We start from the raw sequence: 25,511 nt of genomic DNA on the forward strand, positions 1-25,511 counted from the left end.
GGCCTACTCGCCCACCGCCCCCGTGGGCCGACGGCGGCTCATCAACAGCGCCGGCAGGAACGCCAGCCCCATCAACGTCACGGCCCACCAGTACGTCCCCTGAAACGCATCGGCCAACGCCGGCCCGATCGCCACCACCACATCCGGCGACAACGTGTGCAGCTCGCCCAGCCCGCCGGCCCCCTGCCCGGCCGGCAGGCCATCCCGCATCGACCCGGCCAACAGCACCGACATCAACGCCCCACCGATCGCCGCCGACACCTGCTGGATGATCGTCAACGTCGTCCCCGCGACCGCGACCTGCTCGTGCGACATCGTGCGCAGCGCCGAGGCGGTGGTCGGCATCAGCGTCATCCCCACCCCGACACCGGTCACCGACATGCACGCCATCAGCACCCAGTACGGCGTATCCGCCGCCACCTGCGTGGTGAACGCCAGGAACCCGGACGCGGCGACCACGATCCCGATCAACACGATCCGCCCCGGCGCGATCCGGTCGCTGAGCCGACTGGCCACCTGCATGGACAGCGCCGTCGCCAGCGCCTGCGGCGCGCCCAGCATCCCGGAGGCGGTGGCACTCTCCCCGCGCACCAGCTGGTAGTACAGCGGAGCCAGCATCATCGAGCCGAAGTACGCGCAGACGAACAGGAACATGGTGCCCGCGGCGGCCACGAACGGCCGACTGCGAAACAGTCGCAGATCGATCAGCGCGTGCTCGATCCGCAACGCCCGGGCCACGAAGCCGATCACCAGGAGCGCACCGAGCACGGCCGGCACCAGCGCCCCGGCGGCGCCGAAGTCGCCCTTCTCGCCGCCGGTGGCCAGCCCGTAGATGAGCAGGGCCAGGCCGGGGGAGAGCATCAGCAGTCCGGGCACGTCCAGCGGCCTGGTCGGTTGCGCGGTGTCGCGCGGGAAGACCTTGGCGGCCAGGCCCAGGGCGATCGCGCCGATCGGTACGTTGATGAAGAAGATCCAGCGCCACGAGACGTCGTCCACCAGCCATCCGCCCAGGATCGGGCCGACCAGCGGGCCGATCAGGATCGGGATGCCCAGGATGGCCATCGTGCGGCCCATCCGGCTCGGGTCCGAGGCGCGGGCCAGGATGGTCATCCCGACCGGCATGATCAGGCCGCCGCCGAGCCCCTGCAGGACCCGGAAGACGATCAGCGATTCGGCCGACCAGGCCAGGCCGGCCAGGACCGATCCGGCGGCGAAGGTGCCGATCGAGAACATGTACAGCCGTTTGGTGCCGAAGCGGCCCATCGCCCACGCGGCCATCGGGATGACCGTGGCCAGGGCGAGGGTGTACCCGGTCGCGACCCATTGGATCGTGGCCAGCGGGGCGTCGAAGTCCTGCGCGAGGTGGTTCAGCGCGACGTTGACGACCGTCACGTCCAGAACCGACATGATCGAGCCGAGCACGACGACGAGGGCGATGGCGGCGATGCCGCGGGGCGGGGTGTCGGTGGGGTGGGTGGCCGCGGGGGAGTTCGCGGCCGGGGCGGTGGTCGTTGCCATCGCGGGCTCCTGGCTTTCGACGGGGTGGGTACGCTGCGGCGACGGGCGCTTGAAGACGCGCGCTGGGGGTCAGACGCCGTACGGGCGGCGCGCGCGCATCGACCGCGTGGTCTCGGTCCACCAGGCGAGCTGGTCGAGCATGACCTTGGCGGCGGCGGCGGTACCGGCCGCGTCGACCGGCTTGCCGTCGGCGTCGAACTTCTCCCACGCCATCGGGAAGGCGAGCCCGTCGCGGGTGGTGACCATGTGCTGCTCGGCGAAGACCAGACGCAGCTGCTCGACCGCGCGCAGGCCACCGGAGATGCCGCCGTAGGACACGAAGCCGACGGGCTTGCCCTGCCACTCGTTCCGGAACAGGTCGATCATGTTCTTCAGCCCGGCCGGGAAGCTGTGGTTGTACTCCGGCGTGACCACGACGAACGCGTCGGCGGCGGCGAGGCGGGCGCCGACCCGGGCGACCACGGCGGCGGGCTCGCCGCTCAGCGGGGCCCATACGTCGGGCAGGCGGTCCTCGGCCAGGTCGATGATGTCGACCTCGAAGTCGCCGTGCTCCTCGGCCGCGCCGGCGAACCAGTTCGACACCACCGGGGCGAACCGGCCCTGCCGGGTGCTGCCGACGATGACGGCGAGCCGGAACCTGTCGGCGCCGGCGGTGGTGGTGTCGATGTCGGCGACGGTGTGCGCGAGCGTGGTCATGGCGTCCCCAAGAAGAGTTCGGATGCGCCTCGGAAGCGGTTGCTCCGGGCGACGAGGAAAACGTTAGAAGTTCAAGTCGACTTGAAGTCAACTACCGCTTTCCCGAACCCTTTCGGCGTGTTTGGGGCAGGTATCGGGCTACCTCGAAGCCCTGTCGCGGCCGGGCGCGCCGAGAGGTGCGACGACGGCGACCATCGTCAGGGCGACCGCGCTCGCGCACACCATGACCGTCGAGGGGGACGTCGCGTCCACGACGCCGCCGCCGAGGAGGGCGCCGGCGGCGAAGGTGAGTTGGAAGGAGGACGTGAACACCACCGTCGCGGCCTCCGGGGCGTCGGGCGCGCACCGGGCGAACCAGGTCTGCGAGCAGGCCGGGACCGCGCCGTAGGCCAATCCCCACACCACGAGCAGGCCGAACGCGCCCGCGTCCCACCGGCCCAGGACCGGGAAGAGGGCGGTCGCCGCGGCGATCAGCGCGGCGCAGCCGGCGAAGGCGGTGCGCAAGTGGCGGGGCAGGGCCGCGCCCGCGACGAAGTTCCCGACGATGCCGGCCACGCCGAAGGCCAGCAGGTACAGGCCGATCCGGCCGCGGTCGACGTGGGTGACCTCCTCGAGGAAGGGCGTCACGTACGTGTAGGCCCCGAAGTGCGCGATCACCACGAGGGCGGTGGCGGCGAGTCCGATCCGCACGTCGGTGCCGCGCAACAGGCCGCGCAGTACCCGGGCCCGGGTCACGGTCGTCGCGGGCAGCGGGGGCAGCAGGGCGAGCAGCGCGATCGACACGGCCAGCGCGAGGGCGCCCATGACCATGGACGAGGCCCGCCAGCCGAGGTGTTCGCCGAGTTGGGTACCGGCGGGCAGGCCGAGTACGGAGCCGGCCGGCACCGCGGCGAAGATGACGGCGGTCGCCGTACCCACGGCCTCGGGCCGTACCAACCGGGGCGCCAGGCCCGCCCCGATCGACCAGAAGCCGCCGATGGTGACCCCGACCAGCGCACGCGCCACCAGCACCACCCAGAACGCCGGCGCGAGCGCGGCCAGGAAGTTCGCCACCGCGAGCAGCACGATCAGCGCGACGAGCATGCTCCGCCGATCCAGCCGCCCGGTGGACACCGTCACCAGCGGCGCACAGATCGCGGCCAGGAACCCGGGCACGGTCATCAACCACCCGGCCGTCCCGTCCGAGACCCCGAAGTCGTCCCCGATCGGCGTCAACAACCCGATCGGCAAAATCTCGGTCGTCACGATCGCGAAGATCCCGAGGAACAAACACACAACGGCGGCCCAGTACTGCCGCGGCGGCGCGAGATCCGTCCCGGGCTCGGGCGATGCGGCCGCACGTTCGTCGACTCGGGCGATGACGGACATGGGTGTCCCTTTCGGTGATGTGGGGGGAGCCCCGGAAGCCGGGGCGTATCCAGTACAGCCACCCCCACCACCCCGGGTCTGGCGGAAACCCGCCCTCAACGCCGAGCCGTCACCCGCCCGAAGCCCAACCGGCCCACGTGGGCCCACCGTTCCGGCCGCCGGACCCGATTTCGTAGGTTGACCCCATGACTTCTTCGGTTCTTGTACTCGGCATCGACCCGCACATCGTCCCCGGAACCAACGGTGCCGCCCTACTCGCCACCCTGGAGGCGGAGTTGGCCCGATTCGCCGACCACGGCATCCACGCGTCCATGACCGTGTTCGGCCCCGACGAGACCGCCGAGCCCACGATCGTCGCCGCCCTGACCGAGCGCGCCTGGAACGTGGTTCTGATCGGCGGCGGCATTCGCAAGTCGGAAGACCTCCTCCCGCTCTTCGAACAGACCGTCAACCTCGTCCGCACCCACGCCCCCGGCGCGGCCATAGCGTTCAACACCACCGCAGACACCATCGTCGAAGCCGCCCAACGCCACCTCTGACGCTGCGCCGATGAGTTTTCGGTGGTTGTGGGGTCTACCCGTCGACGACATAGGGAGGACACCATGCGCAAGATCATCGTTTGTACGTTCCTGACGCTCGACGGCGTCATGCAGGCGCCGGGTGGGCCGGACGAGGACGCGGAGAGCGGCTTCGAGCACGGCGGCTGGCAGAAGCCGGTGACCGACGAGGAGGTCGGCGCGGGCATCGCCGAGTGGTACGAGGACTCCGACGCGATGCTGCTGGGCCGCAAGACATACGACATCTTCGCGTCGTACTGGCCGACCGCCGATCCCGACAATCCGTTCACCGAGCGGATGAACAGCATGCGCAAGTACGTGGCGTCTCGGACCCTGACATCCGTCGAGTGGCGGAACTCCACGCTGTTGGAGGGCGACATCGCCGATGCCGTCCGCGCGTTGAAGGCATCCGAGGGCGGCAACATCAACGTCGTCGGCAGCGGCGACCTCGCCCAGACCCTCATGCGGCACGACCTCGTCGACGAGTACCGGTTGACCATCCACCCGGTGATCATCGGCACCGGAAAGCGGCTGTTCGCCGACGGAGCGATCCCCACCGCGCTGGAGCCGGTCGGCGTCTCGACGACCAAGGGCGGCACCGTCCTCGGCATCTACCGACCGAAGGGCAAGCCCACCTACGACAGCTACCAGTAGCTCACAGGCCACCTTCGCCGCCCCGAACCCCGCCGGGCCCAGCGCGATCGCGGCGCCGAGCGCGGGTGCACCCATGACCACGAACGAGGCGCGCCACCCCCGGCAACGGAGAGTCCGGTACAGCCGCCCGACCACCCCCGGTCTGGCGGTATCCCGCCGTCAACGTCACACGTCCCGAACCGCTTCGCAGTCGCCCCGCACTGCCTCGCATCCGCCCCGGGCGGCGCCCGCCTCGCGCGTTTGGGCGCCGCGCCGGTATGAGGCCGTACGGCTGACGACGTACGCGGATCGATGTACGGCGAAGTCGTGCCTGCGCGTGATGATCCGACTACTCGCCGCAGGGAGTCTGGGTGTGTGAGTGCTCCCACAGTGGGAGCGACACATCGACCCGGAGGCAAAGAAATGCGCTCTCTTACTCGTTCTCGCCGATATGTGTCCTGGACGGCTATCGCCACCCTCTCGTTCGCGACCGCCGGCGTCGTCGTGTCCGCCGCACCCGCCGCCACAGCCGCAGTCCCCGCCGTGGAGCCTTTGGACTGCGCCGTGATCGTCAATCAGGACACCCACGTCGGGTTTCCCACCTGGCGGTGGGCGGACGTCCGCAACGACTGTGGGCGTCGCATGAACCTGAGCGTCCAGGTCTCGGGCTGGCCCGACCCGGAATGCCAATACCTTGCCGGCGGTGAGACCAAGCGTTTCCGCTGGGACTCGACCGGTGGCCCGGCCAACTACGTGTGGGACTGCGGCGGCTGATGTCGCCATCCTCCCCACGCTGTGGACAAGGGCCCCGGATCGCTCGCGATCCGGGGCCCTTCGGCGTTCCGAGCCCCCCGATACCCCACGCGCCCGGTCACAGCCGTGGTCGCCGCGGGCCGGCCAAAGGACGACTTCGCCCAGGGCGAACAGGGGGCGGGGTGGGTGGGGGAACAAAGAGGGGCTCGTGTTTCTTGAGTCGGTACAGCGCAAGTTTTTCGACTGTGGCCACTGAAGGGGCATGACATGAGCGAGACCATCGGGACCCTGACCCTGCCGGTTCTTCCGCTGGACGACGTCGTCGTCCTCCCCGGCATGGTGGTCCCGCTCGAACTCGACGACGCGGAGACCCGTGCCGCCGTGGATGCCGCGCGGGCCGCCGCGGGGCGGTCCACCGGGCCCGGCGTCCGTAGTGAGAGCAAGGCGCGGGTGCTGCTTGTTCCGCGTGACGACGGGCAGTACCCGGCGGTGGGCACGCTCGGCGTGATCGAGCAGGTCGGCCGGCTGCCCGGAGGTGAGTCGGTCGTGGTGGTGCGCGGCGAGGGCCGGGTGCGGATCGGCAGCGGCACCACCGGCCCCGGCGCGGCGCTGTGGGTCGAGGCGACCCGGGTGCCGGACGTCGAGGCCGACGAACGCACCCTGGAGCTGGCCCGGGAGTACAAGGCCCTGGTCACCACCGTGCTCGGCAAGCGCGGTGCGTGGCAGGTGGTGGACCACGTCCAGGCTCTGGAGGACGCCGGCGACCTGGCGGACAACTCCGGCTACGCCCCCTACCTGAGCCTGCAGCAGAAGATCGAGGTGCTCCAGACGATCGACGTCCAGGAGCGGCTGACCAAGGTGGTCGGCTGGACCCGGGACCACCTCGCCGAGCTGGACGTGGCCGAGACGATCCGCAAGGACGTCCAGGAGGGCATGGACAAGCAGCAGCGCGAGTTCCTGCTCAAGCAGCAGTTGGCCGCGGTGCGCAAGGAGCTGAACGAGCTCAACGGCACCCCGGACAGCGAGGAGGAGGACTACCGGGCGCGGGTCGAGGCCGCGAACCTGCCGGAGAAGGTCCTGGAGGCCGCGCTCAAGGAGGTCGACAAGCTGGAGCACGCCTCCGACGCGTCGCCCGAGGGCGGCTGGATCCGGACCTGGCTGGACACGGTCCTGGAGATTCCCTGGAACGAGCGCAGCGAGGACGCGTACGACGTCGCCGAGGCGCGCGCGATCCTGGACGCGGACCACTCCGGTCTGGACGACGTCAAGGAGCGCATCGTCGAATACCTGGCGGTCCGCAAGCGCCGCGAGGAGCGCGGTCTGGGCGTGGTCGGCGGCCGGCGCTCCGGCGCGGTGCTCGCCCTGGTCGGCCCGCCCGGAGTCGGCAAGACCTCGCTCGGCGAGTCGGTGGCCCGCGCGATGGGCCGCTCGTTCGTCCGGGTCGCCCTCGGTGGCGTCCGCGACGAGGCCGAGATCCGCGGCCACCGCCGCACCTACGTCGGCGCGCTGCCGGGCCGGATCGTCCGGGCGATCAAGGAGGCGGGCAGCATGAACCCCGTCGTCCTGCTCGACGAGATCGACAAGGTCGGCTCGGACTACCGGGGCGACCCGACCGCGGCGCTGCTCGAAGTGCTCGACCCGGCCCAGAACCACACCTTCCGCGACCACTACCTGGAGGTCGAACTCGACCTGTCCGACGTGGTGTTCCTGGCCACCGCCAACGTCCTGGAGACCATCCCCGAGCCGCTGCTCGACCGGATGGAGCTGGTCCGCCTGGACGGGTACACCGAGGACGAGAAGGTGGTCATCGCCCGGGACCACCTGATCAAGCGTCAGTTGGACAAGGCGGGCCTGGATGCCACCGAGGTGTCCTTCACCGAGGATGCACTGCGGCTGCTCGCGGGCGAGTACACCCGCGAGGCGGGCGTCCGCACCCTGGAGCGTTCGATCGCCCGCGTGCTGCGCAAGGTCGCGGCCCGGCAGGCGCTCGACGCCGCGTCGCACCCGCTGCCGATCACGGTGGACGCGGGCGACCTGCGCGACTACCTCGGCCGGCCCCGGCACACCCCGGAGTCGCTGCTGAGCAAGGCCGAACAGCGCACGGCGGTGCCGGGCGTGGCCACCGGCCTGGCGGTCACCGGCGCGGGCGGCGACGTGCTCTACATCGAGGCATCGCTCGCGGACGCCGAGACCGGCGGCACCGGATTGACCCTGACCGGCCAACTCGGCGACGTGATGAAGGAGTCGGCCCAGATCGCGCTGTCCTACCTGCGCTCGCGCGGGGCGGAGCTGGAGGTGCCGGTGGGCGACCTCAAGGACCGCGGCGTGCACATCCACGTCCCGGCCGGAGCGGTCCCCAAGGACGGCCCGAGCGCCGGTGTCACGATGACCACCGCGCTGGTGTCGCTGCTGACCGGGCGGCCGGTCCGCTCCGACGTGGCGATGACCGGTGAGGTCTCGCTCACCGGCCGGGTGTTGCCGATCGGCGGCGTGAAGCAGAAGCTGCTCGCCGCCGAACGCGCCGGTGTGACCACGGTGTTGATCCCCAAGCGCAACGAGGCCGACCTGGACGACGTGCCCGAGGAGATCCTGAGCCGGCTCACGGTCCACGCGGTCGCCGACGTCCGCGAGGTCCTGCACCTGGCCCTCGAACCCGCCGACAGTCGGCAGGTCGTGGCCGCCTGACCCTCGGCGATGTCCCGACAACCCCGACAACCCACCGCGCGAGCCGTCCGAAGGGGCGGCTCGCGCGGTGCTTTTCGGCCACACGAGCCGCGACCCGGTCGGGATCGGGAGGCGGGTCGTGCCACTTGAGTACACCTACTCATGTGCGCGACACCCGTCCGGCCCAAGACTGTCGTCATGACTTCGCCGCTGCGCACCAACAACACCCAAGGGTTCTTCGTCCAGGCCGCACTGTCCTTCGGGGTGTCCGTGAGCGCGGTTCTGATCGGGATCGTGTATCTCCCGGTCGACCGCTGGATCCGGGCCTTCCTCGGCATCGGCGTGCTCTACGTGGTGACCTCCAGCATCACCCTCGCCAAGGTGGTCCGGGACCGGCAGGAGAGCGAGGCCGTGGTCAACCGGGTCGACCAGGCTCGCCTGGAGAAGTTGCTCACCGACCACGACCTGTTCAAGAACGACCTCGTCTGAACAAGGATCCGCACACCGATCCGAACACCGATCCGCACGCGGACCGGCGGTGCGTCCGAGGCCCCCGGCGCCCCCGGCCCCGTCGCACCGCCCGCCGCTACCCGCCCAGTTCCTCGATCGTCTTCAGGATCCGCTTGTCCGACACCGGCTGCGGGGTGCCGAGCGACTGGGCGAAATAGCTCACCCGCAGCTCCTCGATCTGCCAGCGCACCGCCGCCACCTCCGCCGGAATCGGCGCACCCTTTGCCTGACGGTCCATCAAGTCCCGGTATGCCGCCTGGATCTGATGGACCTTCTGCATGCGCTCGCGATCGCGCACCGGGTCCGCCTCCAGCCGCTGCAACCGGCGCTCCATCGCCTGGAGATAGCGGTGCACGTCCGGCAACCGGCGCCACCCCGCCTCGGCCACGAAGCCCTTGTGCACCAGCGCCGTGTACTGCGCCTTCAGGTCGGCCAGCGCCGGGGCCAGCGCCGGACTGCGGGTCGTCTTCAACCGCCCGGCCACCCCGTGCGAGGCGCCCAGGATGCGCTCGACCTTGACCACCGTGTCCTCGGTCAGCCGGGGCAGCCCCGCCTTGACCCGATCGCGCAGCCGGACGAAGCCCGCCTCGTCCCACGCCGGCCCGCCCGCGTCGCGGATCAGCATGTCCGCCGCGCACGCGAGGATGTCCTCGAAGAGCGCGTCGATGCCCCCGTGCGGGTTGTGACTGAGCGTCAGCTTGGCCATGTTGGGCAGCCGGCCCTGGATCTGCTTGACCGGCGACTGCACGTTGAGCAACACCAGGCGCCGCGTCCCGTCCCGCATCGCGCGCAGCTGCTCCGGCTCGCTGTCGAACAGCCGCACCGCCACCGAGCCGCCCTCGTCGACCAGCGCCGGATACGCCTTGACCACCAGCGGCCCGCGTCGTTGCTCGACCACGCGCGGCAACTCGCCCAAGTCCCACGTGGTGACGCCGGCGCGCTCGATGTCCAGCGTGCTCGCCGCCTCGGACACCGCCGCCCGCATGCGCTCGCGCAGCTTCAGCTTCAGCGCGTCCAGGTCCTTGCCCTCGGCGAGCACGCGCCGGTCGTCGTCGAGCACCCGGAAGGTCATCCGCAGATGCTCGGGCACCTTCGTGAGGTCCCAGCCCTCCCGCTTGACCGGCATCCCGGCCATCCGACTCAACTCCCGCTCCAGGCCGTCCACCAGGGAGCCCTTGCGCGGGGTGAGCCGGCCCAGGATCGCCCGCGCGTAGTCCGGCGCCGGTACGAAGCCGCGCCGAATGCCCTTGGGCAGCGACCGGATGTAGGAGGTCACCAACTCCTCGCGCAGCCCCGGGATCTGCCACTCGAAGCCCTCGCCGGAGAGCTGGTTGAGCACCGCGACCGGGATGTGCGCGGTCACCCCGTCGGCGTTCGAGCCGGGCTCGAACTGGTAGGTCAGCGCCAGCTCCAGACCCTCCTCGACCCACGTGTTCGGGTAGTCCTCCTCGGTGATCCCGCCGGCCTTGGCGTTGATCAGCATGGACTTCTCGAAGCTCAGCAGGTCCGGATCGGTGCGGTGGGCCTTCTTCCACCACGCGTCGAAGTGCCGCCCGGAGACCACGTCGGCCGGGACGCGCTCGTCGTAGAAGTCGAACAGGGTCTCGTCGTCGACCATGATGTCCCGGCGCCGGGCCCGGTGTTCCAGCTCCTCGACGTCGGCGAGCAGTCGCCGGTTGGCCGCGAAGAACTTGTGGTGCGTGCGCCAGTCGCCCTCCACCAAGGCGTGCCGGATGAACAGTTCGCGCGACAGTTCCGGATCGACCTTGCCGTAGCCGACCTTGCGCGCGGCCACGATCGGCACGCCGTAGAGCGTGACCTTCTCGAAGGCCATCACCGCGGCCATCTTCTGTTCCCAGTGCGGCTCGCTGTAGGTGCGCTTGATCAGGTGCCCGGCCAGCGGTTCGATCCACTCCGGCTCGATCCGGCCGGCGATCCGGGCCCACAGCCGGGACGTCTCGACGAGTTCGGCCGCCATCACCCACCGCGGCGGCTTCTTGAACAGCGCCGAGCCGGGGAAGACCGAGAAGCGGGTGCCGCGCGCGCCGCCGTACTCGCGCTTGGCCGGGTCCATCAGGCCGATGTGCGAGAGCAGACCGGACAGGATCGCGGTGTGGATGTGCTGGGTGTTCGGCTCCTTCGGCTCGCCGGTCGCCTCGATTCCCAGCGACTTGGCGGCGGAGCGCAACTGGCTGTGCAGGTCCTGCCATTCGCGTATGCGCAGATAGTGCAGGAACTCGCTCTTGCACATCTTGCGGAACCGGCTGGAGGACAGCTCGTCGCGCTGTTCCCTGATGTAGTTCCACAGGTTGAGATACGCGAGGAAGTCGGACTCCTTGTCCGCGAACCGCGCGTGCAACTGGTCGGCGTGCTGCTGGTGTTCGGTCGGTCGCTCGCGCGGGTCCTGGATGGACAGTGCGGAGGCGATGATCAGCACCTCGCGGACCACGCCGATGCGGTCCGCCTCCAGGATCATCCGGGCCAGGCGCGGGTCCACCGGCAGCTGGGACAACTTGCGCCCGATCGGGGTCAGCCGCTTGCGCACGTCCGGCTCGTCGGGGTCGAGCGCGCCCAGCTCCTGGAGCAGTTGTACGCCGTCCTTGATGTTGCGCCGATCCGGCGGCTCCACGAACGGGAACGCGGCGATGTCGCCCAGGCCGAGCGCGGTCATCTGCAGGATGACCGAGGCCAGGTTGGTGCGCAGGATCTCCGGATCGGTGAACTCGGGCCGCGACTCGAAGTCCTCCTCGGAGTACAGCCGGATGCAGATGCCGTCGGAGGTGCGCCCGCTGCGGCCCTTGCGCTGATTGGCCGAGGCCTGCGAGACGGCCTCGATCGGCAACCGCTGCACCTTGGTGCGCAGGCTGTAGCGGGAGATGCGCGCGGTGCCCGGGTCGATCACGTACTTGATGCCCGGCACGGTCAGCGAGGTCTCCGCGACGTTGGTCGCGAGCACGATCCGCCGGCCGGTGTGCTGCTGGAAGACCCGATGTTGTTCGGCCGCGGACAGCCTGGCGTACAGGGGCAGCACCTCGGTGTTGCGCAGCTGCCGCTTGTTCAGTGCCTCGGCGGTGTCCCGGATCTCCCGCTCGCCGCTGAGGAAGATCAGGATGTCGCCGGACGCCTCGCCGAGCAGCTCGTCGACCGCGTCGCCGATCGCCTGGACCTGGTCGCGGTCGTCGGGTCGGCGCTTGCCGCCGCCCTCCTCGTCGTCCTCGTCCTCGTCGACCTCCGCGACCAGCGGGCGATAGCGCACCTCGACCGGGTAGGTACGGCCGGAGACCTCGATGATGGGCGCGTCGTCGAAGTGCTGCGAGAAGCGCTCGGGGTCGATCGTCGCCGAGGTGATGATCACCTTGAGGTCGGGGCGGCGCGGCAGCAGCTGTTTGAGGTAGCCGAGCAGGAAGTCGATGTTGAGGCTGCGTTCGTGCGCCTCGTCGATGATCAGCGTGTCGTATTGGCGCAGCAGCCGGTCGTTCTGCACCTCGGCGAGCAGGATGCCGTCGGTCATCAGCTTGACCAGGGTGTTGTCGCTCGACTGGTCGTTGAAGCGGACCTTGTAGCCGACCACGTCGCCGAGTTGTCCGCCCAGCTCCTCGGCGATGCGGTCGCCGACGGTGCGGGCGGCGATCCGGCGCGGCTGGGTGTGGCCGATCAGGCCCTGGACACCCCGGCCCAGCTCCAGACAGATCTTCGGGATCTGGGTGGTCTTGCCCGAGCCGGTCTCGCCCGCCACGATCACGACCTGGTGGTCGCGGATCGCGGCGAGGATGTCGTCCTTTTTTTGGCTGACCGGCAGTGCCTCGGGGTAGCCGATCGTGGGCACGGCGGCACGCCGGTTCGCGACCCGTGTCTCGGCGGCGTCGAACGCGGCGATCAGGCTCTCGGTCTCGGCGACCTGCTGCGGGCCCTTGCGACTCTTGCGGGTCCGGTCCAGGCGACGGCGCAGACGGTCCTGATCCCGAAGCATCAGGTGGGGCAGGCGCGCCTGGAGGTCGGCGAGCTGAGATGTGGCTACTGGCGTTCCCATTACGGGGTCAAGGATAAGTGGCACCCCGGGGGCGACGGCCAGTGGATTACTCCCGAAAGCGCTCGGAGCGCCGTTCCCTCTGTCAGGTCAATTGTTGAACGTAGAACTACTTGGTATTCTGGTCGTATGGAGACCATCTCGTCGCGGCCCGCCGCGCCGCGCATGCCCGTCGTCTATCTCGGTCACGGCGCGCCGCCGCTCGCGGACGACGCGTTGTGGACCGGCCAGCTGGCCGCGTGGGCCGCCGACCTGCCCCGGCCCACGGCCGTGCTGATGGTGTCCGCGCACTGGGAGGACGCCCCGATCGCGCTGGGGGCCACGCGCACCGTCCCGCTCGTGTACGACTTCGGCGGCTTCCCCGAGCACTACTACCGGGTCACCTACCCGGCCCCCGGCGCGCCGGAGCTGGCGGCGCGGTTGCGGGCGCTGCTCGGGCCGGACGTGCGGGACGCGCCCGAGCGCGGCCTCGACCACGGCGCCTATGTGCCGCTGGTGGAGATGTATCCCGACGCCGACGTGCCCGTCCTGCAGATGTCGCTGCCCACGCTCGACCCGGTGGAGCTGTACCGGGTCGGTCGCCGGCTCGCGGAGCTGCGCGACGAGGGGGTGCTGATCGTCGGCAGCGGTTTCTTCACGCACAACCTGCGCGGTCTGGACCCCCGGGCCGAGGCGCCGGTGCCCGGGTGGTCGGCCGAGTTCGACCACTGGGGCGACGAGGCGTTCCGCGCGGGTGATCTGGACGCGCTGCTCGACTTCGCGTACAAGGCGCCGGCCGCGCGCCTGGCCCACCCGCGCACCGAGCACCTGGCCCCGCTGTTCGTCTCGCTCGGCGCCGGACACGAGGACCTGGACACGCTGCGCCAGGTGATCGACGGCTTCTGGTTCGGGTTGTCGAAACGATCGATCCAGCTGGGCTGAGCCGGGCGGGGCCGGCCCGAAGGTGATGGTCGTACGGGCGTAGCGTCGTCATAAAGAGGCCATTGTCGTAAATAACCGAAACCGCGCCACGGCGCGCCACCGGAGCCGTACCGTAGCGGCATGGCTGCCAGAACCCTGCCGCAGAGCTGCGTGGGCGTCGGCTGCATGCTCGTGCGCGAGCACCTGAACGCCGAACAACATTTCTGGGACGCGAGGTTCTTCCCGTCCGGGGGAGTGCGCGAGGACAGCGGGTTGCTGGTCGCGCTGTTGATGGCCTCGGCGCTGCACCGCGTCGCGCGCGGCATGGGCATGTCGGACGGCGATCCCGACGCGGTGATGCGCGTCCCCGTGGTCCCCACACACGCCCTCCTGCGCACCGATCGGGATGCGATCGAGGCCGCCCGGAGCTTCACCAACCCGGCCGAGCTCGACGAGTTCCACACCCGCCTGACCCGGTTGTGCCCCGGCCGCGACGCGGTCTGGCCCTCGGTCCGCTGGACCGCCGAGGACCTGCTGCTCGTCTACGCGCACGCCACCGCGACCCACCGCGTCCTGCCCACCCTCGACCCGACCAGCGCGCTCGCCGACATCGACCCGGGCCTGACGGTGGCGGGCCTGTGGGAGGAGTGAGGAAGAGTCCCGCCCCGCCGAGGAATTGCGTGTCCATCTTCGACGTATGCACCGAGGAGACAAGGCATGACCGAGACCGAGCACGGTGACCCCACTCTCTACCGCACACCGGCGGACGCGATCGCCGCGCCCCCGGAGAAACTCGCCTACATCGTCGGCTTCGACCGCACCGAGCAGCACCCCGACGCGCTGTTCACCGTCGACACCGACCCCGAATCCCCGACCTACGGGCAGGTGTTGAGCCTCGTCGAGGTGAGCGGGACAGGCGACGAACTGCACCATTTCGGCTGGAACGCCTGCTCCAGCGCACTCGCGCACGCCTGCCACGAGCATCCCGAACGGCGCTACCTGCTCGCGCCCGGGCTGCGATCCTCGCGCCTGCACGTGTTCGACACCCAGCCCGATCCGACCCGTCCGACCCTGCTGAAGACCATCGAGGCAAAGGAACTCGCCGACCGGGCGGGCTACTCGCGCCCGCACACGCTGCACTGCGGTCCCGACGGGGTCTTCCTGTCCTGCCTGGGCGGCGCGGGCGGAGCCGACGGCCCCGGCGGTGTCGCCCTGCTCGACCACGACACGTTCGAGGTGCGGCGGGCCTGGGAGACCGATCGTGGCCCGCAACACCTGGCGTACGACGTGTGGTGGCACCTGAACCACAATGTCGCGATCACCAGCGAGTGGGGCACCCCCTCGATGATCGAGAACGGCGTCGACGCCGAACTGCTGCTCGGCCGGCGTTACGGGCATGCGTTGCACTTTTGGGAACTGGACTCCGGGCGGCATCTCCAACGGCTGGACCTGGGCGATCAACACCAGATGGTGCTGGAGTTGCGGCCGGCCCACGACCCGCAGGCGACCTGGGGATTCGTCGGCGTCGTGGTGGACGTGACGGATCTGTCGGCGTCGGTGTGGTTGTGGCACCGGGACGGCGACGACTTCACCGTCCGGAAGGTGATCACGATCCCCGCCGAGGCCGCCGAGCCGGACCGACTCCCGCCGGTGATCCGGCCGTTCGGCGCCGTGCCGCCGCTGATCACCGACATCAACCTGTCCGTGGACGACCGCTGGTTGTACATATCGGCCTGGGGGACCGGTGAGTTGATCCAGTACGACGTCAGCGACCCGTTTCATCCCCGGCGCACCGCGTCCGTCCGGCTCGGCGGCATCGCCGGCCGCGTACCGCACCCCCGAGCGCCCGAGGTCCCGCTCACCGGCGGGCCGCAGATGGTCGAGATCAGCCGGGACGGACGGCGGCTCTATCTGACCAACTCGCTGTACGGCTCGTGGGACGACCAGTTCTACCCGGACGGCGTCGAGCCGTGGCTGGTCAAGCTCGACGCGGACACCGCGCACGGCGGCCTGTCGGTCGACGAGCGCTTCTTCCCGCACGGCGAGGAGTTCCGCGGCCGACGGGTGCACCAGACCCGGCTCCAGGGCGGCGACGCCTCGTCCGATTCCTACTGCCACCCGTCGGATTCCCGGTCCTGAACCCGGGTCCCGCCCACCCGGCGCGGGTGGGCGGGCGCTGTTCGTGGCGCCTGCCCCGGAACGCGAACGGCCGCCTCACCGCGCCGGGAACGCCGCCAAGTGGTCGAGGAGCAGCCCGGTCAGGGCCTGCGCGCCGTTCTCCGGGACCCAGTGGTCCACGTCCGCGAGCACCTCGAAGCGGTACGGGCCGACGACCGAGTCGGCGGTGGCCTCCGCGGCGGCGCGGCCGAAGGCCTGGTCGCGGTCGCTCCAGACGTACAGGGTCGGAATGTCGATGTCGCCGATGTCGCGCAGGACCTTCGGATCGATCGCCCGGTACCAGTTCAACGCGCCCGTGAGCGCGCCCGGTTCGCGCAGCACGGTGAGGTAGCGTTCGGTGACCTCGGCGGGCAGCGAGGCAAAGACCTCGCGCAGATAGGCGGCGTCGTCGGCGAGCAACTTCTCCTCCGCTGCGCCGCGCGTGCGGAACAGCCGGATGTACGACGACTGCTCCCGCTGGCCCGACGCCTCGTCCCGGACCGCCGAGGCCAGCGCGACCGGATGCGGCGTGGAGACCACCGTCAGCGTGTGCAGCCGCTCCGGCGCCAGCCCCGCGACCTGCCAGGCCAGCGCGCCGCCCCAGTCGTGCCCGACCAGGTCCACCCGGTCCAGGCCGAGGGTGTCCAGCACGGCGAGCACGTCGCCGACCAACTCGTCGCGCCCGTAGGCCGATTCCTGCGGCGGCCGGGCGCCGGGCGAGTAGCCGCGCTGGTCGAAGGCGATCGCCCGGTGGCCGGCCCGCGCCAGGCCCAGGAGTTGCGCCGTCCAGGAGGCGGAGGTCTGCGGGAAGCCGTGCAGGAACAACACCGGCCGCCCGGCCGCCGGTCCGGCCACGCGGGCGTTGAAGACCCAGCCGCCGGCCGTGATCTCGGCCGCCTCCACGAACGGTTGCGGGGAGTCCGCGCCGACTGATCTGCCCGCCGAGGTGTTCATCCGACCTCCGGATCGCTGTGTCGCGCTGTGCCGGTCTTCCGATCGGCAGCATAGGCGTCTCGGTACGCGAGATTCGCATCCCATGCCCGTCCCGCGCCAGTCCCCCCTCGGCCACATCCGGGCCGGTCCGCCGCGCGCATGCCGTCGCGTGTTTCTCATCGCACCTTAAGAAACGCCTCATCCGGCTCCCAGGCCGCCCCGACACCGTCCGACCATGAGCCTGACGACACCCACGCGCACCCGGATCGTGGACGTGGTGGTGCCCGTGTACAACGAGGCGCACGTGCTGACCGCGAGCATCCGGCGCCTGCACGCCTACCTCCTGCGCGGATTCCCGTACGCCTTCCGGATCATCGTCGCGGACAACGCCAGCACCGACCGCACCCATGCGGTGGCGTGCGAGTTGGCGCGCGAACTGCCGCACGTACGCGCGGTGCACCTGGACCGCAAGGGGCGCGGCCGGGCGCTGCGCAAGGTCTGGACCGAGTCCGACGCCGACGTGGTGGCCTACATGGACGTCGATCTGTCCACCGACCTGGACGCGTTCCTGCCGCTGGTCGCGCCGTTGGTCACCGGACACAGCGATCTGGCGATCGGCACCCGCCTCGCCCGCTCGGCCGACGTGGTGCGCGGGCCGCGCCGGGAGGTGGTCTCGCGCTCGTACAACCTGCTGCTGCGCGGGGTGTTCGCGGCGCACTTCTCCGACGCCCAGTGCGGCTTCAAGGCCGCCCGCACGGTGGTCGCCCAGGCGCTGCTGCCGCACGTGCACGACGAGGAGTGGTTCTTCGACACCGAACTTCTGTTGCTGGCCGAGCGCAACGGGCTGCGGATCCACGAGGTGCCGGTGGACTGGGTCGACGATCCGGACAGCCGCGTCGAGGTGCTGCACACCGCGATCGACGATCTGCGCGGGATGGCCCGCGTCGCCCGGCGGATCGCGGCCGGCACGTTTCGGGTCCCGGTCCCGGCCCGGGTGCGCGAGGCGCGGCTGCCGACCGGAATGCGCGCCCAGCTCCCGCGCTTCGCGGCGATCGGCGTACTCAGCACGCTGGCCCATCTGTTGTTGTACGTCCTGTTTCGGGACGGCCTGGGTGTGCTCGCCGCGAACGCCCTCGCGCTGACCGTCACCACGATCGCCAACACCGCGGCGAATCGGCGCTTCACCTTCGGGGTGCGCGGGCGCGCCGGTGCCTGGCGCCATCAGGCCCAGGGCGGCCTGGCGTTCGTGGTGGGCCTGGGCCTGAGCAGCGCCGTCCTGGCCGGATTGCACGCCGCCGTCGCGGATCCGTCCCGAAGGGTCGAGTTGGCCGTGCTGGTCGGCGCCGGCGTGGTCGCCACCGTCGTGCGCTTTCTGCTGCTGCGGGTCTGGGTCTTCCGACGCTCTCCGGGCGCGACGGTGTCGGATTCACCCGCCGGCCCGGCCGCGGCCGGCGCGACAGGCCCGAACGCACCGATCGCTTCGGTGATTTCCATCACGTCGGCGAGCGCGGCCGAAAGCATGTCTCGTGAGGAGGACGCATGACCGCCGTGGTGGTTCCGCTGCCGATCCCCGCTCCCAGGGGCGGAGGCACGGTCGATCGACCCTGGTACGTCCGACTGGTGCGCGGACGCGAGGCGGACGCGCCGTGGGTGCGCCCCGCGCTGCTCGCGCTGCTCGTCGGCACCGGCGTGCTCTACATCTGGGGCCTGGGCGCCTCCGGCTGGGCCAACTCGTTCTATGCGGCGGCCGTTCAGGCGGGCACGGAGAGCTGGAAGGCGTTCTTCTTCGGCTCTTCCGACGCGGGCAACTCGATCACCGTCGACAAGACGCCGGCGGCGCTGTGGGTGATGGGCCTGTCCGCCCGGATCTTCGGGGTCAACGCGTGGAGCATCCTGATTCCGCAGGCCCTGGAGGGTGTGGCCACGGTTGGCGTGCTGTATCTGGCGATCCGGCGCCGATTCCCGGCCTGGGCGGGCCTGTTGGGCGCGGCGGTGCTGGCGCTCACGCCGGTCGCGGCGCTGATGTTCCGGTTCAACAACCCGGACGCGCTGCTCGTCCTGCTGCTCACCGCCGCCGCGTACGCGGTGCTGCGGGCGCAGGAGAGCGGCGCCACCCGCTGGTTGATTCTGGCCGGGGCGTGTGTGGGGGTCGGGTTCCTGGCCAAGATGCTTCAGGCGTTCCTGGTCGTGCCGGTGCTTGCGGCGGTGTACCTGGTGCTGGCGCCGGTGGACTTTTGGCGGCGGGTGCGGCAACTGCTCTGGTCGGGGCTGGCGTTGCTGGTCGCGGGTGGGTGGTGGATCGCGATCGTGGAACTGTGGCCGGAATCGTCGCGCCCCTACATCGGCGGCTCGCAGCACAATTCGATCCTCGAACTGACGCTGGGCTACAACGGACTCGGTCGGCTCAACGGCGACGAGACCGGCAGCGTGGGCGGCGGCGGGCCCCGGGGCGGCGGCTGGGGAGCCACCGGCTGGGACCGGATGTTCAACCCCGAAATGGGCGGCCAGATCTCGTGGTTGTTGCCCGCCGCGCTGATTCTTCTGGTGGTGGGCCTGTGGTCGACCCGACAGGCGCCACGCACCGATCCCGCTCGGGCGGCGATCGTGTTGTGGGGCGGGTGGCTGCTGGGCACCGGGCTGACGTTCAGTTATATGGCGGGCATCTTCCACGCCTACTACACGATCGCCCTCGCGCCGGCGATCGCGGCGCTGGTCGCGATGGGCGCGGCGCTGTTGTGGGAGCGGCGCCGGGTGTTGCGGGCGGCGGCGGTCGCGGCGCTCACCGTGGGGGTGAGCGCGTGGTGGGCGTCCCACCTGCTGGGCCGTACGCCGGACTGGCATCCGTGGTTGCGGCAAGGCGTACTGATCGGCGGAGTCGTCGGCGCGCTGGGTGTGTTGGCCGTCGGGCTCACGGCGCTGCGCGGGCTTGCGCCGGTGGCTGCCGGGGTGTCCGCAGTGGCGTTGCTGGCCGGGCCGGCGGGCTACACCTGGGCCACCGTGACCACGGCGCAGCGCGGGTCGATCCCGAGCGCGGGGCCGGTGGGGGCGGGCTTCGGGCGGGGGTTCCCGGGTGGGCCGGGCGGTCCGGGGGGTCCGGAGGGCTTGGGTGGGCCACGGGGCTTTCCGGGTGTGCCGCCCGGTCAGGTGCCGGGTGGTCGGGCGCCCGGTGGGCAACCCGGCGCCGGAGCACAGGTGTTCCCCGGTGCTCCTGACGGTACCGGTCGTACCTGGGGGCAACGCCCGGGCGCGGGCGACGGTTCCGTCCCGCAGAACGGCGGGGGCACGGCACGCCGACCCGACGGCGGCATGGGCGGTCTGCTCAACGGCAGCACACCGGGCAAGGAGGTCGTCGCGACGCTGAAACGGGACGCCGGCCGCTATACCTGGGTGGCCGCCTCCGTCGGCTCGAACAGCGCCTCGGGCTATCAACTGGCCACCGGCGACCCGGTGATGCCGATCGGCGGCTTCAACGGCAGCGACCCGTCACCGACCCTGGACGAATTCCGCAAGCTGGTGCGAAACGGCCGGATCCACTACTTCATCGGCGGCGGCCTCGGCGGGATGCGCGGCATGGGCGGCAGCAACACCGCGCAGGAGATCGCGACCTGGGTCGAGCGCACGTTCACCGCGACCACCGTCGACGGGGTCACCCTCTACGACCTGACCGCGCCGGAAGGGAACGTTACCGACGAATCGTCACCAACCGCCTGACGGGTTGTCAATCGACCTGCCGCGTGCGGCAAACGGCGGGCCCGGATGATCCGTAGGATCCCTCCCCGTGACGATCAAGATGCGAAAGGTCGGGGCCGGGTTGATCGGCCTGCTGACGACCTTGGCTGTCGTGGGCGGTTCCGCGCCGTCCGCGATGGCCGACGAGACGAATTCGACCGCGCCGCCACCGAAGGTCGAGTTGATCCTCGACGTGAGCGGTTCGATGAAGGCCAACGACGCCGGCGGGATGACCCGCATCGACGCGGCGAAGAAGGCCTTCAACGAGGTCGTGGACGGCGTCCCGGAACCGGCCGACTTCGGCGTCCGGGTGCTGGGTGCGACGTACCCGGGCAACGACAAGGCCAAGGGGTGCGTCGACACCCAGCAGTTGGCCCCGGTCGGCAGACCCAACAAGGTCGTGATCAAGAACGAGATAGCCAAGCTGCAGCCGACCGGCTGGACGCCGATCGCACTGTCCCTGCGCGAGGCCGCCAAGGACCTCGGCACCGGCACCGGTACTCGGCGCATCGTGCTGATCACCGACGGCGAGGAGACCTGCGCGCCGCCCGACCCGTGCGACGTGGCCCGCGAGTTGGCCGCCTCCGGCCTCAACCTCGTGGTGGACACCCTCGGTCTGGTGCCCGACGAGAACACCCGCCGGCAGCTGTCCTGCATCGCCGAAGCCACCGGCGGTACGTACACCTCGGTGCTGAACGCCGACGAGCTGTCGCAGAAGGTCCAGCAGATCGTCAAGCGCGCGGTGCGCGAGGTGGACGAGACGCCCGCTCCGGTCAAGGGCAGCCCGAACGGCTGCCAGGACGCCCCGCTGCTCGGCCCCGGGGTGTACAGCGACCGTGAGGAGTTCGGTCAACACCTCTGGTACAAGGTCCCGGTCAAGCCGAACCAGGAGTTGCGGACCACCGCGACGGTCGGCGCCGACCGCAAGGTGGCGCGCGACTACGACGTGACGGTCACCGCGTTCGGCGAGGACGGCCGCGAACTGGTCGGCAACGCCGGTGCGGGCAACGGCCGTACGGACGTGCAGTCCGCCGGGTTCCGCTACCCGTACAAGACGGACAAGGACCACGCGAAGACGAAGACGGTCTGTCTGGTCGTCACCAACGCGTTCGCCGCGCAGCCGAACGTGGCCACCAAGCCCGGTCTGCCGCTGGAGTTGACGGTGGACCTGGTCAAGGCCACGGACAGCAAGGCGGCCAACGTGCACGGCCTGGGCCGCGGTTGGGTGTTCCTGGGTGTGCTCGCCGGATTCGGCCTGATCTCGGGCCTGTTGGCGGGCTGGCTGCGCCGGGCGTTCAAGGCTCTCGGGAAGGCGATGTCATGACGGCGATCCGTACGATGAGGCGGGCACTCGCGGCGGTCGCCGCGGCGTTCGTCGGGGTGACGCTGTTCGCGGGCGCGGCGGCGGCCGATCAGGACGTGCCGCCGGGGACCACGTTCCTGGCCGCGGGCACGCTCAAGCTGGGCGAGGACGCGCGCTGGTCGGCGTCCGAGGGCGAGTACCTGTACTGGCAGTTCCCGGCCAAGGCGGGCAAGGAGATCCACGCCAAGGTCGATCTCGACCTGGCGTCGGGCAATGCCCGTACCGGTCCGGTGACCTACCGGATCGAGATCTACGACGGCCTGCGTCGGCGCCAGCCGTGCGTCGAGGGCAAGCAGGTCGCCACCGCGCAGAAGGCCGACACCAAGCTCGCGCTCACCTGCGTGCCGAGGGTGGTGCGCGACTGGGCCGAGCCGTGGTCCACCGACCCGCTGCCCGGGATGTACTTCGTCCGGATCGCCGCGATGGACGTGCCGGACCTGGACGCGGGCGCCGCGGTCAAGGTCGCGGTGCGGGTGGACACCAAGGACGGCGACGACCAGGTGCCGACCTCGGACCGCAAGCTGGCCGATCCGCTGGTGCCGATCACCAAGGCCGGCGCGGTGCTCAAGAGTGGGCAGACCGCGGACACCCGGTCGGTCGCGTGGGACCAGGAAGAGGACCACTGGTACCAGTGGGACTGGATGGACGGGCCGAACGCGCGGTGGTTCTGGACGGCGATGGCGACGTTCGTCGCGGTCGTGTTCGGGATCCTGGGCTACCAGCTCACCCGGAAGAAGCGGCACTGGTTCAGCTGATCCCGGTGATCCCGGTGATCCCGGTGATCCCGGTGATTCCGGCGATCCCGGTCGCGTTACCGCGTGGCGAACCGCCCCGGCGCATCCCGCGCCGGGGCGGTTCGCCATGATTCGGGAGACGTGCCGACACCGAATCCGAGCCGGACCCCGATCCGACGACGCAGGGAGCCATCATGATCATCGAACACGCGGACATCACCGTCACCGCCGGCCGCGAGGCCGAATTCGAGGCCGCGTTCCTGCGCGGGCGCGAGGTGGTCGCGAAGTCGGCCGGCTTCCGCTGGGCCCGGCTGGTGCGCCAGATCGAGTCGCCGACGTCGTACTTGCTGCTGATCGGCTGGGAGACGCTGGAGGCGCACACGGTCGGCTTCCGCGAGTCGGAGCTGTTCCCGCAGTGGCGCGGGATCGTGGGCGAGTTCTTCGCGGTGCCGCCGACGATCGTGCACTACGAGAGCGATCTGACGCCGGCGGACGAGGGTTGAGGCGGGTAGTCGGTCGGCTGGGCACCCGGTCTCCCGGTTCTCCGGTCTCCCGGTCTCCCGGGTGTCTGGGCACCTGATCTCCCGGTCACCCGGACGCTGGGTCTCCCGGGCGCTTGGTCTCCCGAGGCCCCTGCCCCCGTTTCGGGGCGGGGGCCTCGGTGTGTCTCGGCCGGGTCAGCCCGGCGGCGTCTCGCGTGTTCCGGGCAGGTGGATCCTGGCGATCGTGCCCGGGCCGTCGGCGGCCGGTTCCAGGGTCACCGTGCCGCCGGCGTCGGCCACCGTGCGGGCGACGATGGACAGGCCCAGGCCGGAGCCGGGCAGGCCGCGGGCGGCGGGCGCGCGCCAGAAACGTTCGAACACGTACGGGGCGTCGGCGTCGGCGATGCCCGGGCCGTGGTCGCGCACGGTGAGGCGGCCGTCCGCGAGCCGGACCGTCACGACCCCCTCCGGGCCGCCGAACTTGAGCGCGTTGTCCAGCAGGTTGACCACCGCCCGCTCCAGCGCGGCCGGCTCGCCGCGCACGTACCAGGGGCTGACGTCCACCTCGATCCGCGCGTCGGGCGCCCGCAACCGGGCCCGCTCCGCCGCGCGTTCGACCGCGGAGTGCAGCGCGGCGGCCTCGGCCGGCGGCTGGCCGGCCACGTGGTCCGGGCGGGCCAGCAGCAGCAGATCGCCGACCAGGTCGGAGAGTTCGACCAGTTGCGCCTTTACGTTGTGCAACAGGCGCTCCTTGTCGGCCTGCGGGATCGAGCGGCCGGTCTGTTCGCTGCGCAGCAGCAGATCGGTATTGGTGCGCAACGAAGTCAGCGGAGTGCGCAGTTCATGCCCCGCGTCGGCGATCAGCCGCTGCTGGCGCAGCCGGGACGCCTTGAGCGAGGCCGTCATCGCGTTGAACGAGCGCCCCAGGCGGGCGATCTCGTCCTTGCCCGCGATCGGGATCACTGTGTCCAAGTCCTCGGTGCGGGCCACGTGTTCGGCCGCCTCGGTGAGCCGGTCCACCGGCCCCAGCGCGGCCCGGGCGACCAGCAGCCCCAGCGTGGCCGCGCCCAGGATGCCGATCGCGCTCACCGCGACGAGCCACGTGGCCAGGCTGTCCAGCGAACTCTCGATCTCGTCGAGCGGCCGGGACACGGACACCGCGGTGTCCCGGCTGACGTGCTGCGTCATCACCCGCACGTGCTGCCCGCTCTTGGTGGTGGCGTCGTGGAAGACCACCTTCTTCGTGCCCGACGTGTCCGCCGCCACCGCCTTGTCGTCCTCGGTCACCGGGACCGGGCTGACCGGCACCGCACTGCTGCCCTGCTGGGTGCAGAACCAGCCGTCGCCGCGCACCACCTGATACGTCAACAGGCCGCGCTGGAAAGGTGGCGCGGGACGCAGGCAGATGTCCGCGATGGTCGTCGCCTGGCCGCCGCGCGGGTTCAGGAACGGCGTCCCGGTGGTGGCCAGGGTCCGGTCCATCTGTTCGCGCAGCTGATTGCGGGTCAGCACCCAGCAGGTGACCGCCGCCGCCGCGACCGCGAGCGCCACGGCAAGCGCGGTGAGCAGCGCCAGGCGGGCGCGCAGTGGCAGATGACGGCTCATCAGGACGGCGCCTCCGCGGTACGCAGGACGTAGCCGACGCCGCGAACGGTGTGCACGAGCCGGGGCAGGCCGCCGGCCTCGGTCTTGCGCCGCAGGTACATCACGTACACGTCGAGCGAATTGGACGCGGGTTCGAAGTCGAACCCCCAGACGTTGTGCAGGATCTGCTCCCGGGTCAGCACCTGGCGCGGGTGGGTGAGCAACAGTTCGAGCAGGGTGTACTCGGTACGGGTCAGGTCGATCGTCCGGCCGGCGCGGGTGACCTCGCGCGAGGCGGTGTCCATCCGCAGGTCGGCGTAGGTGAGAGCGTCGTCGCGGGCCTCCTCGCGCGCGCCGGCCATCGCGCTGCGGCGCAGCAGCGCGCGTACCCGGGCCAGCAGCTCGTCCAGCTCGAACGGCTTGACCAGGTAGTCGTCCGCGCCCGCGTCGAGCCCGGTGACCCGGTCGCCGACCGCGTCGCGCGCGGTGAGCATCAGTACCGGGAGCGTGTCGCCCCGGGCGCGCAGTCGGCGGCACGCGGTCAGCCCGTCCATGCGGGGCATCAGCACGTCGAGCAGCACCAGGTCCGGTTCGTCGCCCGCGATCGCGGTGAGCGCGGCCACCCCCTCGTCGGCGAGGGTGACCCGGTAGCCCTCGAAGCGCAGGCTGGATTCGAGGGCCTCGCGGACGGCGGGTTCGTCGTCCACGACGAGAATGTGCGGCGGGGTTCCGGTGTCGGCGGCGGGCGTCATCGCGGGCGTCATGGCGGGCGACTCCTTCATTCGGCGGCGGATCCCGGGGGATCCGGTTACTCCGGGTCGCCCCACGGTCGCACGCGGACACCTTCCGTGTGGACTCGGTACAAAGCGTGTCGTGCCAATGTGCGCGCTCGACATGAAAGGA

At 70.9% G+C, this 25,511-nt stretch carries 20 protein-coding genes; 13 read left to right on the top strand and 7 right to left on the bottom strand.

Translation table 11 applies throughout. The features are described from left to right. Positions 1-3: 3 nt before the first annotated feature. The 3 genes from ACWGR4_RS02220 to ACWGR4_RS02230 all read right to left on the bottom strand — a co-directional run bounded on the left by ACWGR4_RS02220 (position 4) and on the right by ACWGR4_RS02230 (position 3,582). On the bottom strand, positions 4-1,518 hold the full coding sequence (locus tag ACWGR4_RS02220) for a DHA2 family efflux MFS transporter permease subunit (protein WP_452128315.1): 1,515 nt from the start codon (positions 1,516-1,518) through the stop codon (positions 4-6). 69 nt (positions 1,519-1,587) lie between these two features. Continuing rightward, complete coding sequence (locus ACWGR4_RS02225; protein ID WP_379996872.1) at positions 1,588-2,214, bottom strand: NADPH-dependent FMN reductase; 627 nt, start codon at positions 2,212-2,214, stop codon at positions 1,588-1,590. Positions 2,215-2,352: 138 nt separating this feature from the next. Beyond that, positions 2,353-3,582: an MFS transporter gene (locus ACWGR4_RS02230; protein ID WP_452128316.1), complete on the bottom strand. Its 1,230-nt coding sequence runs from the start codon at positions 3,580-3,582 to the stop codon at positions 2,353-2,355. A gap of 185 nt (positions 3,583-3,767) precedes the next feature. On the opposite strand from ACWGR4_RS02230, the gene ACWGR4_RS02235 reads away from it, so the two are divergent. From ACWGR4_RS02235 to ACWGR4_RS02255, 5 genes are all read left to right on the top strand, one after another. Beyond that, complete coding sequence (locus ACWGR4_RS02235; protein ID WP_379996876.1) at positions 3,768-4,121, top strand: hypothetical protein; 354 nt, start codon at positions 3,768-3,770, stop codon at positions 4,119-4,121. Positions 4,122-4,184: 63 nt separating this feature from the next. Beyond that, entirely contained in the window at positions 4,185-4,793 is a 609-nt protein-coding gene (locus ACWGR4_RS02240; protein ID WP_452128317.1) for a dihydrofolate reductase family protein, read from the top strand. 432 nt (positions 4,794-5,225) lie between these two features. Next, positions 5,226-5,546, top strand: coding sequence for a hypothetical protein (locus ACWGR4_RS02245; protein WP_452128318.1), 321 nt, complete (start codon positions 5,226-5,228; stop codon positions 5,544-5,546). 246 nt (positions 5,547-5,792) lie between these two features. Beyond that, a complete protein-coding gene (gene lon, locus ACWGR4_RS02250) occupies positions 5,793-8,210 on the top strand; it encodes an endopeptidase La (RefSeq protein WP_379996882.1) in 2,418 nt (805 codons plus the stop codon). Positions 8,211-8,387: 177 nt separating this feature from the next. After that, positions 8,388-8,678, top strand: coding sequence for a YiaA/YiaB family inner membrane protein (locus ACWGR4_RS02255; RefSeq protein ID WP_078974632.1), 291 nt, complete (start codon positions 8,388-8,390; stop codon positions 8,676-8,678). Between the two features lie 97 nt (positions 8,679-8,775). Here the strand turns inward: ACWGR4_RS02255 and hrpA are convergent, their stop codons facing one another. Further along, positions 8,776-12,729: an ATP-dependent RNA helicase HrpA gene (gene hrpA / locus ACWGR4_RS02260; protein ID WP_452128319.1), complete on the bottom strand. Its 3,954-nt coding sequence runs from the start codon at positions 12,727-12,729 to the stop codon at positions 8,776-8,778. 126 nt (positions 12,730-12,855) lie between these two features. Here hrpA and ACWGR4_RS02265 point away from each other — a divergent pair, with 126 nt between their 5' ends. The 3 genes from ACWGR4_RS02265 to ACWGR4_RS02275 all read left to right on the top strand — a co-directional run bounded on the left by ACWGR4_RS02265 (position 12,856) and on the right by ACWGR4_RS02275 (position 15,765). Beyond that, positions 12,856-13,647: a dioxygenase family protein gene (locus ACWGR4_RS02265; protein ID WP_452128320.1), complete on the top strand. Its 792-nt coding sequence runs from the start codon at positions 12,856-12,858 to the stop codon at positions 13,645-13,647. Positions 13,648-13,767: 120 nt separating this feature from the next. Then, positions 13,768-14,277 carry a hypothetical protein gene (locus ACWGR4_RS02270; protein WP_452128321.1) on the top strand — a complete coding sequence of 170 codons (510 nt, stop codon included), beginning with the start codon at positions 13,768-13,770 and terminating at the stop codon, positions 14,275-14,277. 66 nt (positions 14,278-14,343) lie between these two features. Next, complete coding sequence (locus tag ACWGR4_RS02275) at positions 14,344-15,765, top strand: selenium-binding protein SBP56-related protein (RefSeq protein WP_452128322.1); 1,422 nt, start codon at positions 14,344-14,346, stop codon at positions 15,763-15,765. Positions 15,766-15,840: 75 nt separating this feature from the next. Here the strand turns inward: ACWGR4_RS02275 and ACWGR4_RS02280 are convergent, their stop codons facing one another. Further along, positions 15,841-16,737, bottom strand: coding sequence for an alpha/beta fold hydrolase (locus ACWGR4_RS02280; protein WP_452128323.1), 897 nt, complete (start codon positions 16,735-16,737; stop codon positions 15,841-15,843). A gap of 214 nt (positions 16,738-16,951) precedes the next feature. Between ACWGR4_RS02280 and ACWGR4_RS02285 the strand changes: the two genes are divergently transcribed. The 5 genes from ACWGR4_RS02285 (at position 16,952) to ACWGR4_RS02305 (ending at position 23,045) form a co-directional block, all read left to right on the top strand. Further along, the gene (locus tag ACWGR4_RS02285; protein WP_452128324.1) at positions 16,952-18,259 is read left to right on the top strand and encodes a glycosyltransferase; all 1,308 of its coding nucleotides are present in this window, start codon (positions 16,952-16,954) and stop codon (positions 18,257-18,259) included. Next, a complete protein-coding gene (locus tag ACWGR4_RS02290; RefSeq protein WP_452128325.1) occupies positions 18,256-20,427 on the top strand; it encodes an ArnT family glycosyltransferase in 2,172 nt (723 codons plus the stop codon). Before ACWGR4_RS02285 ends, ACWGR4_RS02290 begins: the two co-directional genes overlap by 4 nt. Before the next feature lie 67 nt (positions 20,428-20,494). Beyond that, positions 20,495-21,769: a VWA domain-containing protein gene (locus ACWGR4_RS02295; protein WP_379996898.1), complete on the top strand. Its 1,275-nt coding sequence runs from the start codon at positions 20,495-20,497 to the stop codon at positions 21,767-21,769. Next, on the top strand, positions 21,766-22,563 hold the full coding sequence (locus tag ACWGR4_RS02300; protein WP_379996900.1) for a peptidase: 798 nt from the start codon (positions 21,766-21,768) through the stop codon (positions 22,561-22,563). Before ACWGR4_RS02295 ends, ACWGR4_RS02300 begins: the two co-directional genes overlap by 4 nt. A 173-nt stretch (positions 22,564-22,736) precedes the next feature. Then, positions 22,737-23,045, top strand: coding sequence for an antibiotic biosynthesis monooxygenase family protein (locus ACWGR4_RS02305; RefSeq protein WP_452129513.1), 309 nt, complete (start codon positions 22,737-22,739; stop codon positions 23,043-23,045). 174 nt (positions 23,046-23,219) lie between these two features. Here ACWGR4_RS02305 and ACWGR4_RS02310 read toward each other — a convergent pair whose 3' ends face one another. Together ACWGR4_RS02310 and ACWGR4_RS02315 are read right to left on the bottom strand one after the other, a co-directional pair. After that, a complete protein-coding gene (locus ACWGR4_RS02310; RefSeq protein ID WP_452129514.1) occupies positions 23,220-24,629 on the bottom strand; it encodes a sensor histidine kinase in 1,410 nt (469 codons plus the stop codon). Further along, positions 24,629-25,360, bottom strand: coding sequence for a response regulator transcription factor (locus ACWGR4_RS02315; protein WP_379997324.1), 732 nt, complete (start codon positions 25,358-25,360; stop codon positions 24,629-24,631). The genes ACWGR4_RS02310 and ACWGR4_RS02315 overlap by 1 nt, the downstream gene beginning before the upstream one ends. Positions 25,361-25,511 lie beyond the last annotated feature (151 nt).

Source organism: Embleya sp. NPDC055664 (genome assembly GCF_053618075.1).